This window comes from Pseudomonas sp. NPDC096917 (assembly GCF_044762555.1).
Classification (GTDB): Bacteria; Pseudomonadota; Gammaproteobacteria; order Pseudomonadales; family Pseudomonadaceae; genus Aquipseudomonas.
Map to the genome: position 1 here is coordinate 180,253 of NZ_JBIWEO010000008.1, position 13,618 is coordinate 193,870.

General features: G+C 58.5%; 10 protein-coding genes. 7 read left to right on the forward strand and 3 right to left on the reverse strand.

Annotated features, from left to right (window positions below; genetic code table 11):
• Positions 1-101 precede the first annotated feature (101 nt).
• Positions 102-1,379 carry a serine/threonine transporter gene (locus ACIQYF_RS11665; protein ID WP_402861177.1) on the reverse strand — a complete coding sequence of 426 codons (1,278 nt, stop codon included), beginning with the start codon at positions 1,377-1,379 and terminating at the stop codon, positions 102-104.
• Between the two features lie 229 nt (positions 1,380-1,608).
• Between ACIQYF_RS11665 and ACIQYF_RS11670 the strand changes: the two genes are divergently transcribed.
• The gene (locus tag ACIQYF_RS11670; protein ID WP_402861180.1) at positions 1,609-2,148 is read left to right on the forward strand and encodes a DUF4946 domain-containing protein; all 540 of its coding nucleotides are present in this window, start codon (positions 1,609-1,611) and stop codon (positions 2,146-2,148) included.
• Positions 2,149-2,188: 40 nt separating this feature from the next.
• Here the strand turns inward: ACIQYF_RS11670 and ACIQYF_RS11675 are convergent, their stop codons facing one another.
• Both ACIQYF_RS11675 and ACIQYF_RS11680 read right to left on the reverse strand, forming a co-directional pair.
• Positions 2,189-3,148, reverse strand: a complete 960-nt coding sequence (locus ACIQYF_RS11675) for a zinc-binding alcohol dehydrogenase family protein (RefSeq protein WP_402861183.1) — start codon at positions 3,146-3,148, stop codon at positions 2,189-2,191.
• A gap of 84 nt (positions 3,149-3,232) precedes the next feature.
• Positions 3,233-4,018, reverse strand: a complete 786-nt coding sequence (locus tag ACIQYF_RS11680) for an AraC family transcriptional regulator (protein ID WP_402861186.1) — start codon at positions 4,016-4,018, stop codon at positions 3,233-3,235.
• Positions 4,019-4,167: 149 nt separating this feature from the next.
• On the opposite strand from ACIQYF_RS11680, the gene ACIQYF_RS11685 reads away from it, so the two are divergent.
• The 6 genes from ACIQYF_RS11685 (at position 4,168) to ACIQYF_RS11710 (ending at position 13,570) form a co-directional block, all read left to right on the forward strand.
• Positions 4,168-4,614: a DUF411 domain-containing protein gene (locus ACIQYF_RS11685; protein ID WP_402861189.1), complete on the forward strand. Its 447-nt coding sequence runs from the start codon at positions 4,168-4,170 to the stop codon at positions 4,612-4,614.
• Positions 4,615-5,051: 437 nt separating this feature from the next.
• Positions 5,052-6,620, forward strand: a complete 1,569-nt coding sequence (gene glgA / locus ACIQYF_RS11690; protein ID WP_402861192.1) for a glycogen synthase GlgA — start codon at positions 5,052-5,054, stop codon at positions 6,618-6,620.
• A gap of 16 nt (positions 6,621-6,636) precedes the next feature.
• Positions 6,637-8,451: a malto-oligosyltrehalose trehalohydrolase gene (gene treZ, locus ACIQYF_RS11695; RefSeq protein WP_402861195.1), complete on the forward strand. Its 1,815-nt coding sequence runs from the start codon at positions 6,637-6,639 to the stop codon at positions 8,449-8,451.
• Positions 8,444-10,525, forward strand: coding sequence for a 4-alpha-glucanotransferase (malQ, locus tag ACIQYF_RS11700; protein ID WP_402861198.1), 2,082 nt, complete (start codon positions 8,444-8,446; stop codon positions 10,523-10,525). The genes treZ and malQ overlap by 8 nt, the downstream gene beginning before the upstream one ends.
• Positions 10,522-13,326 carry a malto-oligosyltrehalose synthase gene (locus tag ACIQYF_RS11705; RefSeq protein WP_402861201.1) on the forward strand — a complete coding sequence of 935 codons (2,805 nt, stop codon included), beginning with the start codon at positions 10,522-10,524 and terminating at the stop codon, positions 13,324-13,326. Before malQ ends, ACIQYF_RS11705 begins: the two co-directional genes overlap by 4 nt.
• Positions 13,319-13,570 carry a DUF2934 domain-containing protein gene (locus ACIQYF_RS11710; protein WP_402861204.1) on the forward strand — a complete coding sequence of 84 codons (252 nt, stop codon included), beginning with the start codon at positions 13,319-13,321 and terminating at the stop codon, positions 13,568-13,570. The genes ACIQYF_RS11705 and ACIQYF_RS11710 overlap by 8 nt, the downstream gene beginning before the upstream one ends.
• Positions 13,571-13,618: the final 48 nt, after the last annotated feature.

The following is a 13,618-nucleotide window of genomic DNA, read 5'->3' on the forward strand; positions in this document are numbered from 1 at the left end:
TCACAACCATGTTCGCAGTATTGACCTGACTCAAGCCTGGAGACTTACAAGGGGCAATCATCCACCTGTCGCTGCGCAGAACGGCAGCGACAGGCGGTGCATCAAGGGATCAGCGAATAGACCAGCGACGAAATCGCCACCAAGCCGACAACGGTGACAAACACGTTGGAGAGCCGACCCGAGTACTGACGCATGGCAGGCACGCGGCGAATCGCATACATCGGCATCAGGAACAGGATGGCCGCAATCACCGGGCCGCCGAAGCTTTCGATCATGCGCAGAATGCTGGGGTTGAGCGTGGCCACAGCCCAGCACACCAGTAGCATGAACGCAGCGGTCAGGCGGTCAAGGGTTTTGCTGGCCGGGCGTTTGCCGGTTTTGAGCACCAGACCTTTAAGGCCTTCGCTGGCGCCGATGTAGTGCCCCAGGAATGACTTGGCAATCGCCACGAACGCAATCACCGGCGCGGCAAAGGCAATGGTCGGGTTACTGAAGTGGTTGGCCAGATAGGACAAGATCGACAGGTTCTGCGCCTTGGCTTCAGCCAGTTGCGCAGGCGACAGCGTGAGCACGCAACTGAAGACGAAGAACAGCACCATCACCACCATCAGCAAATGCGCGCGCGACAGGATCTGCGAACTGCGCTGATCGGCATTTACGCCATAACGGCGCTTCTGATCCACGGCAAAGGCCGAGATGATCGGCGAGTGGTTAAACGAGAACACCATCACTGGAATCGCCAGCCACACCGTGTGCAGCAACGCCGAGGGCTCGGGGAAAGTGTTGGCGGTGGTCAGAATGCCGCCATTCCAGTGCGGGATCAGAAACACCGCCAAAAACAGCAACGCGACGATAAACGGATAGACCATCATGCTCATCGCCTTGACGATCACTTGCTCGCCGCAACGCACCACGGCCAGCAGGCCAAGAATCAACACCAGCGACAGCATGACCCGTGGCGGCGGCGTGATGTGCAACTGGTTAAGCATGAAACTGCCGACCGTGTTGGTCAGTGCCACACTGTAGATCAGCAGAATCGGGAAAATCGCGCAGAAATACAGCAGCGTGATCAATGCCCCGGCCGTGAGGCCGAAGTGCTCTTCAACCACATCAGTGATGTCGGAGCCGTCGCGACCGGAGAGCACAAAGCGGGTCAGGCCGCGATGGGCATAAAAGGTCATCGGAAACGCCAGCAGCGCCAGAATCAGTAACGGCCAAAAGCCGCCAATGCCTGCGTTGATGGGCAAAAACAAAGTACCTGCGCCAATGGCTGTGCCGAACAGGCCCAGCATCCAGGTAGTGTCGTGTCGGTCCCAGCGACTGAGGGTCGCAGGGGCCGCGTCAAAGCGTTCATCGACGCTGTTAGCCTGGTCATTCATCCGGTCAAATCTCCGCTAGCCGGTCATTACCACGCGGCCGGGGCGGACAAAACACACCTTACTGACCACGCCCCGGCCATAAGAGGGGCGCGATTGTCCGGGATTAGACTTAAGAAGCAAAGGTTTAGGTGAGGAATGGTGAAAATGATTGCTCACAGTAAAGCAAGACTTTGACACCTATTGATACACTAACCCCTATTCGCACATTGCGCTAAAGGCCTGATCCCCCATGACCGTTTCGCACCGTTACACCGCCTTCGGCGGTCTGTTGCTTGCCCTGTCACTGTCCGTGGCCCACGCCGAAGCTTTAGTGATTACGTGGCCGGGCGGCTGGCAAGTTCAGGCGGTGCCGTCTGAGCAGGACAGCAGCGTTCAGCGCCAGCGGGCGGTCAAAAACGACGCCAATGGCGATCCGCAGATGGTCATGGAACTGACTCAGTCGACCGTGGCGCCTGAACATCAAGTGAACATGGAGCAGGTGTTGCTGCAAATGCGCAAGACCTTACAGAAGAACTTTGCCCAAGGCGGGTATCAGAGTGCCTGCAACAAAATTCACCCCAGCACACTGGGCGGTCTGAAGGCCTTGGAAACCACCTGCAAAATCACCCAGAACGGGAACCACGTGATCACCCAGACGCTGGTAGCCGCCACTCAGGGCGGCAGCGCTTACGCCCTTTCCTACGCTGGCCCGGCAGATGGCTATAAAGCCAACGAGGCTGAGGTTCAGGGCATTCGCGCCAGCTTGCGACTGGGCCAGACGCTACCCTAAACCTGTCGCCGCCGAAGGCGGCGGCGACAGGTTGTGGCGATTAGGGAATCAACACCACTTTGGTGCTTGAGCCGTCATTGACCTGCGCATAACTATGCAACCCTTCGACCAGCGGGGTTTCCTGCCCATCGCGCGGCAATGGCAATAATCCCTGATCAAAGTACTGGCCAAACTGGTTGAGCATGCGCGCGCACTCTTCGCAGCTGTAAAGCAGGCTGTTAACACCCACCACTGAGCCACCCTTGCGGTACAACGCCAGGGCAGGCAATTGCACGTGGCCGTCCAGCGGCGCAGCAATAATGGCCAGTCGACCAAACACCGCCAATGCCGGCACTGCGGCTGGCATCCAGTGGCCGGTGGTGTCAAAGATCACTTCGGCCCCTCCCGAGAACACAGCGTTGACCTCGCCCGCCAAGGCTTCGGGCTGTTGCAGAACAATCACCTCAATCTCTTGCTCGCGGAGCACGCGGGCCTGTTCCGGGCGACGAACAGCCGCCAGTACACGGGCGCCCAGCACTTTAGCCAACGCAATAGCGGCCGAGCCGACCGCGCCATTCCCTCCAATCACCAGCAGGCGGGTTCCGGCTGCGACGCCCGTGCGCTGCAAAGCGTCCCAAGCCGTGGTGTACGGCACGCCCAGGCTTGCCGCCTGCACAAAGCTCAACGCCTCGGGCTTTTGCGCCACGCCTTGCGCTGGCAAGGTCAAATAGCCCGCGTGGGAACCATCACGGTAAAAACCCAGGTCCTTGCCGGTGCCCCAGACTTCTTGCCCGATCAATGCGTCTGGCCCGTCGACCACCACCCCGGCAAAATCCCGGCCCGGTATACGCGGCAAAGTGGTGTAAGGAAAACGCCCCAGTACGTTTTTCACGTCGCTGGGGTTCAAGCCCGCCGCTTTCACTTGCACCAACACCTCGCCCACAGCCGGGATCGGCGTTGGCAGTTCAACCACCTTCAGAGCCGCCAGATCGCCGGTTTTGGAAAATTGCAGAGCCTTCATGTTCAACCCTTTATGGGACAGAGAGAGGCCCTCAGTCTATGGCCGATAAACGACGAGCATCTGCCAAAGCCTTCTGCTTATCGGTCAGAGTACAGCGCCTGAGGCTTGACCCTGCCCATATAAAGAGGGACTCACGCCCAACTCGCGGCGGAACATGTCGCTGAAACTACTGGGCGAATACCCCATTGAACGGGCGATCTGGCTGACTGACACGCCCTGGATCAACTCGGCGGCCGAGGTCGCCAGTTGCACCTGCCGCCGCCACTGGGCAAAGCCCATCCCCAACTCGCCCTGAAACAGGCGCGCCAGTGTGCGCACGCTGGCCCCCGCATTCTCGGCGTGTTGCTCAAAGGCTATGTCCAGAGTCGGGTTGGCCATGACTGACTGGCACAGATTCAGCAAGCGGCGGTCCGGGGTGTCAGGCATTGGCACCTTCATCACGGTGCGGCGGGCGCGCTGCAGCTCCAGCAACGTCAAACTGAGCAACGCCTCGCTGTAAGCCGGTTGCTCGTCGGTCTGCTCCACCAGCGTAATGATCAACTCACGCAACAAACGTCCGACTTCCAGCACCTGCACCGTACTGTCCAGCGTGCTGGCCGTGGCCTGCGGCAAATAGAGGTTGCGCATTTGCAGGTCCGACACCACACGAATCCCGTGGGGTACCCCCGGTGGCAACCAAACCGCCCGTTGCGGCGGTACGGCCAGGGCTTCATTCGGCGTGTCGACCCACATCACCCCGCTCACTGCATACAACAACTGGCCCCACTCGTGCTGATGCGGCTCAATGTACAAACCACGCGGATAAGTCCGCGCCAGTGGTTGCACCGGCACGGCGGAGTCAGACAGATCAGGCGGGGTGGCAAGGGCCATGGAACGTTCGCGTGAGAAAAGTGAGTGCTCATATTACCTGAGCTTGTTTACGTCAAAAGTGTCCCCACCTGACAAAACTGTCATCTTTACCTCAGTTGCCTGACAGCCCTTGTGGTTCAGGCTTGGTTATTTTCCTTAAGAGGTCATTCATGAAAAGCCCTTTACGCGTTTTGGCGCTCTCGACCCTCGTACTCTCCTCCCTCGCCAACGCGGCAGAACAACTGACCATGGACGTCCACCGCGATGCCAACTGTGGCTGCTGCAAAGCCTGGATCTCGCACTTGCAAGCCCATGGCATCAAGGTGAACGACCACGTTGAAGCGGACATGAGCAGCGTCAAACGCCAGCTCGGCGTTGCCCCTCGACTGGCCTCGTGTCACACCGGGGTGATCAACGGCAAATTTGTAGAAGGCCACGTGCCTGCCGAACAAGTGCTCGCCTTAAGCAAACGTGACGATCTGAAGGGAATGGCCGTTCCCGGTATGCCAATCGGCTCTGCGGGGATGGAAATGGGTGATCGCAAGGACGCCTTTCAGGTGATTGGCTTGCGTAACGATGGCCGAGACGAAGTCATCGCCGAGTACCCAGGGAACTGATGCGCCGACTGTTAACGCACTGCAATGGTGCGTTAACAGCCATAACGCGCCTTGAAGTCGCGTATAGAAGTGCGTGTTGATCAGCCACATCGCGACAGCTTCACAGGCCACTGTTCAGCCGTCTTATACCCGTAAGTCTCTTTTCGGTCGTATTTAATCTAGTGCTGTCACACATCCCTCCTACACTCCAAGCTGTCGACATTTCGGCGTGTTTTTTCTGCACCTAAAAAAACGAACCTTCTGCATCAAGGATGGGTCAAGACATAGGTAGGGCACCCTGATTGGTGCATTCCTTGCAGCGCCCTACCCACCGTCTGTGCCTCCAGGCCATCGGTCCTATGCCTGTAACACGGTGTTGAAAGTCGCCCCCATGAGGAAATGGATATTTCCCTGCCGGGCGAACGAGAGCTAGCCAATAAATACAAAGGGAGAGAGTCATGATCAGTGCTGCTGCGCCACATCAAGATGAAAGGCTTAACTCGCAAACCATTAACCGGGTGCCATTGTCAGATCTGGCACCGGCAGGTAAGGCAGCACTGCCGGCAGGGAGCGCTAATCCAAACAAGAAAAAAGTCTTGTTTGTGACCTCAGAGCTGGCTGACCTGGTCAAAACCGGAGGCCTGGGCGATGTATCCGCAGCCCTGCCGCGCGCCATGCGGCACCTGCATGACGTCAGGGTGTTGATCCCCGGTTATCGGCAAGTCCTTAACAGCGAAAACCCGATTCACATTATTGGTGAACTCAGCGGTCACGCAGCCTTGCCCGCGTGCAAGATCGGGCGCATGGATTTAAAAGATGGCCTGGTCATCTATGTGCTGATCTGCCCCGAGCTTTATGAGCGCGAAGGCACGCCCTACGGCGCCAATAATGGCCGCGATTGGCCTGACAACCACATTCGCTTTGCCCGCCTGGGCTTGGCCGCCGCCGACATCGCGGCCAATCTGGCACAGATCCACTGGCAGCCTGATCTGGTACACGCACATGACTGGCCTGCCGGGCTTGCTCCGGCCTATATGCACTGGCGCGGTCAACGCACGCCCACGTTGTTCACCATTCATAACCTTGCGTACCAAGGCGTTTTCAATCGTGCCTGCTGCCCGGAATTGGGCATACCCCATCACGCCCTGCAGCAAGATGGCATGGAGTTCTACGGGAAACTGTCATTTCTTAAAGCCGGCATGGCGTATTCAAGCCACATCACGACGGTGAGTGCCACCTACGCGCAAGAAATAACCACCCCTGAATTTGGCTGCGGACTGGACGGTTTTTTATCCAGCAAAACGCAACAGGGCCTGCTGAGCGGCATCCCTAACGGGATTGATGAAAGCTGGGAAGCGGCGACAGACCCGCATTTGCTCAACCCGTTCAACATCGGTGATTGGGCAGGAAAATGGCTGAATACCGAGCATATTCGCGGGCTTTTTGAGCTAAAACCCTCAACCGGGCCGTTGTTTGCGGTGGTCTCGCGTCTGGTTTACCAAAAAGGCCTGGACCTGACTGAAGCGGTAGCCGAGTTCATCGTGGCATCAGGCGGGCAAATCTGCATCATCGGCCGTGGTGAGCCCGAAGAGGAGCAAGCCATGCGCGAACTGGCGCTGCGTTTTCCAGGCCAGGTCGGCGTACGCATCGGGTTTAACGAAACCGACGCACGGCGCATCTTCGCCGGCAGTGATTTCTTGCTCATGCCTTCGCGCTATGAACCGTGTGGCTTGAGCCAAATGTACGCGCAACGCTTCGGCTCCTTGCCCGTCGCGCGTAACACCGGCGGCTTGGCCGATACGATTGAAGATGGCGTGACCGGTTTCCTGTTCAATGAGTCGACGGCCGAGAGCTACACAAAAGCTTTGCGTCGGGCATTTAAAGTCTTTGCCTACCCGGACCTGCTCAACGCCATGCGCTGCCGGGCAATGGCTGCGCCATTCAACTGGTGCAAGGCCGTAGAACCTTATGCCGAACTCTACGAACAACTGGTGGCCAAATCACTGAGCAGAACGACAAATACCTGAGAGAGGCCTTTGATCAATGCCTTCACAGCTATTGGAAACACGGTCTCACGGCGCCCAGTTACTGGACGCAGAACACACCCGCTTTACCCTATGGGCGCCGGACGCGACAAGCGTCAGTGTTGTATTACGCAACGGTCAATCACTGCCCATGCACCCCCAGCCCAATGGCTGGTTTGTGCGAGAGGTGCCCTGCCCCAAGGGCACCCGCTATCGCTACTGTATTAATGGCGAACTTGAGGTGCCTGACCCGGCATCGCGCGCGCAAGACGGCGGTCTCCAGGGGTATAGCGTCGTCGTCGACCCGCAGCAATATTTGTGGCAGACCCCTGAATGGAAGGGTCGCCCTTGGCACGAAGCGGTGATTTATGAACTGCATGCCGGTGTACTGGGCGGGTATGGCGAAGTCGCCAAGCAGCTGCCGCGCCTCGCCGAACTGGGGGTGACGGCCATTGAACTGATGCCGTTGGCGCAATACAGCGGCGAACGTAATTGGGGCTATGACGGCGTATTGCTGTACGCGCCCCACGACACATACGGTTCGCCTGAGGCGCTCAAACAACTGATCGACGAGGCTCACCGACTGGGTCTGATGGTGATCGTGGACGTGGTCTACAACCACTTTGGGCCACAGGGTAATTATTTACCGTCCTACGCCAAGGCGTTTTTCCACGAGGACAAACACACACCCTGGGGAGCCAGAATCAATTACCAACGCCGTGAAGTACGAGACTTTTTTATCGGCAACGCCCTGATGTGGTTGCTGGATTATCAGGTAGACGGGCTGCGCCTGGACGCCGTGCATGCCATCAACGATGCCAGCTTTTTGCATGAACTGGCGCAACGCGTTCGTCAACACACAGACCCGGACCGGCATGTCTGGCTCACCCTCGAAAATGAATTCAATCAGTCGTTTTTGCTGGAAAACGATTACAACGCGCAATGGAATGATGATGGACACAACATTCTTCATGCGTTGTTGACCGGCGAAAAAGATGCCTACTACGCCGAATTTGCGGACAACAGCACCGAAAAGCTTGCCCGCTGCTTGAGCGAAGGCTTTGTTTTTCAAGGCCAGACTGACCGGCACGGCACACCTCGGGGCGAGCCCAGCGCGCATTTACCGTCAAGCGCCTTCGTGCTGTTTTTGCAAAACCACGACCAAATTGGCAACCGTGCCCTGGGCGAACGGCTACACGGGCTTTGCCCGCCGCAGGCATTGCGCGCCGCCACCACCTTGTTACTGCTGTCACCCATGATTCCGTTGCTGTTCATGGGAGAAGAAAGCGCAGCACCCGAGCCTTTCCTGTTTTTCACTGACTACACGGGCGAACTGGCACAGAACGTTAGCGAGGGGCGACGTAAAGAGTTTTCTGACTTCAGCACCTATGGCTCAGACACTGACAATAAGCACATTCCCGATCCCAATCAGCACTCAACCTATGCGCGCGCCCGTCCTTCACTGACGCCGGCAGCCAATGACGCGGGTCGACACGCCATGCTCACGCTCTATGAAAAACTGCTGCACATTCGCCATCAATGGATCATTCCGCGCCTGCAAGGCGCTCACTCATTAGGCGCACAGGTGCTGGCACAGGGCGCAGTGGCCGCGCAATGGCGCATGGCCGACAACAGCGTATTGCTCATCGCCATTAATCTGAGTGCCCAGCCCGCACCCCACTCGCTCGCACCCAATAGCCATCGGGTGTTTGAAAGCCAGCCCAATGTGGCCTCACACCTGCGCAGTCATCACCTGTTAGAGCCCTACAGCGCGTTAGTCAGCCTGGTTGGCGCGTCAACCCCATCCTCCCGCCTGGAGAGCGCTCATGAGTGAATCACAGCTTGAAATACTTGCAGGCCGTGCCGGTCTGGCCGTTGACTGGGTCGATGCCAACGGCACTCCGCAACGTGTTGAGCACCCCGTACTGCAAGCTGTTCTGGCCGGCCTGGGTTTGCCCGCCGACAGTGCCGAGGCCATAGAAACCAGCCTGTTGAACCTGCAACTCGAACAACAGAACAAACGCCTGCCGCCACTACTGACGGCCGATGTGGGGCGGGGTCTGGACCTGACGCGCTATTTCCATCCACACAGCCAATGTGTGGTGCACCTTGAGACCGGCGGCACACTGGACATCCAACTGGATGCTGACGCTTTTTTGCCGGGAATGATTCCGGTCGGTTATCACCGAGCGCAAGTGGATGACCAATACTTCACCCTCGCGGTGGCTCCGGCACAGTGCTACAGCATGAGCGACGCGGTAGAGAGTCAGCCGCCGCGTGCGTGGGGCTTGAGCACACAGCTCTATGCGTTGAAACGCGATGGCGATGGCGGCTTTGGCGATACCCAGGCACTTGAGCGTTTTGCCAAAGCGGCCGGTGAACGAGGCGCCGATGCGCTGGCGATAAGCCCAATACACGCCATGTTCAGCTGCGATCCCTATCGCTACAGCCCCTACTCTCCGTCTAGCCGTTTATTCCTCAATAGCCTCTACGCGGCCCCCGCCAGCGTGCTCGGTGAAGTTGCCGTGCAGCGCGCCATTGAGGCCTGTGACCTGGCCGACGAATTACACAGGCTCGAACAACTGCCATTGATCGACTGGCCGGCAGCAACCGTCGCTAAACAACGCTTGCTGCGCCAGCTGTACGAAGACTTTCAATCAGGTGAACAACCTCTGCGCGAGGACTTTGAGCTATTTCGCGACAGCGGTGGCGAAGCACTGGAAAACCACTGCCGCTTTGAAGCCCTGCAAGCGCAACACGTAGCCAATCAACAGAGCATGGACTGGCGATTGTGGGAGGAGCAATGGCGCGACCCTAACAGCCCGGCCCTGCTGATCTTTGCCGAAGAACAGGCACACAACGTCGGTTATTACGCTTTTTGCCAATGGTTGATTGCCCGCTGCCTGGCGCAAGCTCACAAAGCCGCCAAAGACAGCGGCATGGCCGTTGGCCTGATTGCCGACCTCGCTGTAGGCGCCGATGGCGGCGGCAGCCAAGCCTGGTGCCGGCAAGATGAGCTGCTGCCACAGCTCACCGTCGGAGCGCCACCCGACCTGCTCAACCGCCGGGGCCAAGGCTGGGGTATCTCTGCGTTTTCCCCGGATGGCCTCAAGCGCAATGGCTTTCGGGCATTTATCGAAATGCTGCGCGCCAACTTTGCCCACGCCGGTGGCTTGCGGATTGACCACGTCATGGGGCTGCAACGACTGTGGGTCATCCCGCTGGGAGCCGAACCCACGCAAGGGGCGTACTTGTACTACCCGGTCGAAGACATGCTGCGCTTACTCGCTCTGGAATCAGTGCGCCATCAGGCCATCGTGCTGGGCGAAGACTTGGGCACCGTGGCTGACGGGCTGCGCGAAAAACTCAGCGAACGCGCCATTTTGGGCATGCGCGTGCTGTTGTTCGAACAGGATTATGGCGCCCGCTTCAGGCCTATCCTCGATTGGCCCGACAATGCCTTGGCCACCACCAGCACCCATGACCTGCCTACACTCAATGGCTGGTGGCTGGAACGTGACATCGACTGGAATGCCAGGCTGGGCATGGTCGACGCGCAAACAGAGGCCCACTGGCGCGAAAACCGTCAACACGAACGAGCAGGCCTGCATCTGGCCCTGAGCCAGGACCCACAAAACTTTCAGGAGGAATCCACCGGCGCCCATCAGGTGCTCGATGCCAGCGCGCGTTTTCTGGGGCATACCCGGGCGCCCTTGGTGTTGTTGCCCATAGAAGATGCCTTGGGGGTCGAAGAACAACCCAACCTGCCCGGAACAGTCAGCAGCCACCCGAACTGGCGGCGCCGTCTGCCGGTGCCCTGCGACACGGCGCTGGACTTGCCGGGCGTGGCCCGACGCCTCGAATTACTGGCGTGTGCACGCCTTCAGGCTCAGGAGCGTGACCGATGAGCGGCAATCCGTCGCCTGAAGTGCGGGCGACCGTGCGCCTGCAATTTCACGCGGGGTATACCCTGGAGGACGCGCGAAAACAGGTGCCCTACTTTTCGCGTCTGGGCATCAGCCATCTGTATGCCTCACCGCTGCTCACCGCACGTGATGGTTCAATGCACGGCTATGACGTAGTGGATCCCACTCAGGTCAGCAAGGCACTGGGCGCAGAAACCGCGCTGCGTGCCCTCGTCGGGGAACTGCGCGCCCATGGCATGGGCTTGATCCTCGATATTGTGTCCAACCACATGGCCGTGGGCGGTGCAGACAATCCCTGGTGGCTCGACCTGCTGGCATGGGGCCGCGCTAGCCCGTACGCCGAATTTTTCGATATTCAGTGGCATTCCTCCGACCCGCTGCTCGAAGGCCTGCTATTACTGCCCTTCCTGAGCGATAACTACGGCATCAGCTTACAAAAAGGTGACATCCGCCTGCGCTTCGATGCCCAAATGGGCTCTTTTTACGCAGAACATGGCAGCCATCACTTCCCCATTTGCCCACTGGACTACCCTACGCTGCTCGGCGCGCAGCAGGCGCCTGAATTGCAACGATTGGCCAGTGACTTTGCCGCGTTGCAAAGCTTTGGCAACCCGCGTGACCAAGCCCTGCCCCTGCACCAGCAACTGCGCGAGCTGAGTCGCGAGCCAGCGATTAGTGAAGCGATCGAACAGTCATTGGCGCGCTACGACTCGCGCCATGCAGAAGGCTTTGCGCGCCTGCATCAACTGCTTGAACGCCAGTCTTATCGTCTGGCCAGTTGGCGAACGGCAGCTGATGACATCAACTGGCGACGTTTTTTCGATGTCAACGAACTGGCCGGCCTGCGGGTCGAGCGCTCAGCGGTCTTTGAAGCCACCCATGGCAAACTCTTTGAGTTGATTGAAGAAGGCCTGATCGACGGTTTACGCATCGATCACATTGACGGCCTGGCAGACCCGGGGGGGTATTGCCGAAAATTGCGTCGTCGCATCGACAGCCTGAGGCCAGATCAGCATGTGCCGATCTACGTCGAAAAAATTCTCGGTACGCACGAACACTTACCTGGCGACTGGGGCGTTGATGGCACCACAGGTTATGAATTCATGGATCAGGTGTCATTGCTCCAGCATGACCCCGAGGGCGAGCAGACGCTGGCAACCTTGTGGTCTGAATACAGTCAGCGCCCCGCTGATTTCAAATCCGAAGCCTTGCTGGCCCGCCAACAAGTGCTCAATGGCTCATTGGCAGGCGATTTCGAAAGTGTGGCGTTGGCGCTGCTGGACGTCGCCCGCAACGACATCATGACCCGCGACTTAACCTTGGGCGCCATACGCCGGGCGTTGCAAGCGCTGGTCATGCACTTTGCGGTGTACCGTACCTACATCAGCTCGGCCGGGCGCAGCGATGCCGATGAAAAAGTCTTCCAGCAAGCACTGGCCGGGGCACGCGAGGTGTTAAACGAAGCGGACTGGCCTGTCTTGAACAACCTGGCCCACTGGCTGGGCGGCGAACCCTGGCGCAGCCTGCCGCTGGGACGCTCGCGCAAAATGCTCAAACGTGCCTGTGTACGCTTTCAACAACTCACCTCACCTACCGCCGCCAAAGCGGTTGAAGACACGGCTTTCTACCGCTATGGAAGGCTGCTCTCGCGCAACGATGTCGGTTTCAGTGCCGAGCGTTTCAGCGCTCCGATCGAGGACTTTCACCAGGCCTGTCAAACACGCCTGGAAAACTTCCCTGACAACCTGCTGGCCACCGCCACCCATGACCACAAACGTGGCGAAGACAGCCGGGCGCGGCTGGCCGTGCTCAGTGAACGCAGCGACTGGTACGCACAGTGCGTTGCTCGCTTCAAACCCATGGCCAGCGCGTTACGGACAGATCACAGTGCCCCTTCACCGGGCGATGAGTTGATCCTCTATCAAGTCATCCTCAGCACCTGGCCCCTGGATCTGCGGCCTGAAGATGCGCCTGGCCTGCAGGATTACAGCAACAGGATCTGGCAATGGCAGCTCAAGGCCTTGCGCGAAAGCAAGCTGCAAAGCCAGTGGTCTGCCCCGAACGACACGTATGAAGGCGCTGTAAAAGCGTTTATTGAGCAACTGTTCCTGCAACCGCAAGGGCTGGCATTACGAACCGCGCTGTACGAAGCCAGTGAAGACATTGCCAGTGCCGGCGCCGTCAACGGGCTTGCCCAAACCTTATTGAAACTGACCACACCCGGCGTACCCGATATTTACCAGGGCACCGAGTTATGGGATTTCAGTCTGGTTGATCCGGATAACAGACGCGCTGTGGACTTTGAGTTACGCCAGCACCTGCTCGACAGCTCAGCCAGCCCCGAGCAGTTGTTACACAACTGGCGCAACGGCGCGATCAAACAAGCACTCATTGCACACACCCTCAGCGTACGCGCTCGCTGCCCCCAGCTATTTAGCCGGGGCCGCTACATCCCGCTTACGGTGACGGGCAAACATGCCGCGCACGTACTGGCGTTTGCTCGCCAGTGGGAGGAGCAACTGGCCATCGTCGTTATTGCGCGACTGAGCGCCAAAACCATTCATAAAGATGTTCCACACTTCAACAATCCATCCTTTTGGGAGGAAACCAGCCTCGAAATACCGCTTGAAGTACCGTTTGACGGAATAGACCTTAAATTAAAGGGATTTTTTGCAGCACCCGTAGTCATTAGCAATAGGACGCTACGGGTCGGCGATGCTCTGAACACCTTCCCCGTCACCCTCATGATCAATACTTCAGTTCAGGAGCTTTGCGATGAGTAATAACGAAAAACGCATTCGTGAATTTGCTTACCAAATCTGGGAGTCCGAAGGGCAACCTGAAGGGCAGGAAGCCCGGCACTGGGAGATGGCTCACAAGCTGGCCCAGGCTGAAGCATTGGCTCCCACCCCAGCGAAATCGACCAAGCCGCGTGCCAAGCCCGCCACGGGTGCAAGTGCCAAGCCTGCGGCTAAAGAACCTGCCGCCAAGAAGCCAAGAGCACCGCGCAAGCCGACCACGCCTTAAGGCCAGGCCTGCAAGTGCGCATAGAGGTATGCGCACTTAAACAACCGT

Coding starts and splice junctions, on each gene's coding strand:
- ACIQYF_RS11705 (WP_402861201.1), top strand. CDS start 10,522: ATGAGCGGCAATCCGTCGCCTGAAGTGCGGGCGACCGTGCGCCTGCAA.
- ACIQYF_RS11675 (WP_402861183.1), bottom strand. CDS start 3,148: ATGAAGGCTCTGCAATTTTCCAAAACCGGCGATCTGGCGGCTCTGAAG.
- ACIQYF_RS11685 (WP_402861189.1), top strand. CDS start 4,168: ATGAAAAGCCCTTTACGCGTTTTGGCGCTCTCGACCCTCGTACTCTCC.
- ACIQYF_RS11670 (WP_402861180.1), top strand. CDS start 1,609: ATGACCGTTTCGCACCGTTACACCGCCTTCGGCGGTCTGTTGCTTGCC.
- ACIQYF_RS11665 (WP_402861177.1), bottom strand. CDS start 1,379: ATGAATGACCAGGCTAACAGCGTCGATGAACGCTTTGACGCGGCCCCT.
- treZ (WP_402861195.1), top strand. CDS start 6,637: ATGCCTTCACAGCTATTGGAAACACGGTCTCACGGCGCCCAGTTACTG.
- ACIQYF_RS11710 (WP_402861204.1), top strand. CDS start 13,319: ATGAGTAATAACGAAAAACGCATTCGTGAATTTGCTTACCAAATCTGG.
- ACIQYF_RS11680 (WP_402861186.1), bottom strand. CDS start 4,018: ATGGCCCTTGCCACCCCGCCTGATCTGTCTGACTCCGCCGTGCCGGTG.
- glgA (WP_402861192.1), top strand. CDS start 5,052: ATGATCAGTGCTGCTGCGCCACATCAAGATGAAAGGCTTAACTCGCAA.
- malQ (WP_402861198.1), top strand. CDS start 8,444: ATGAGTGAATCACAGCTTGAAATACTTGCAGGCCGTGCCGGTCTGGCC.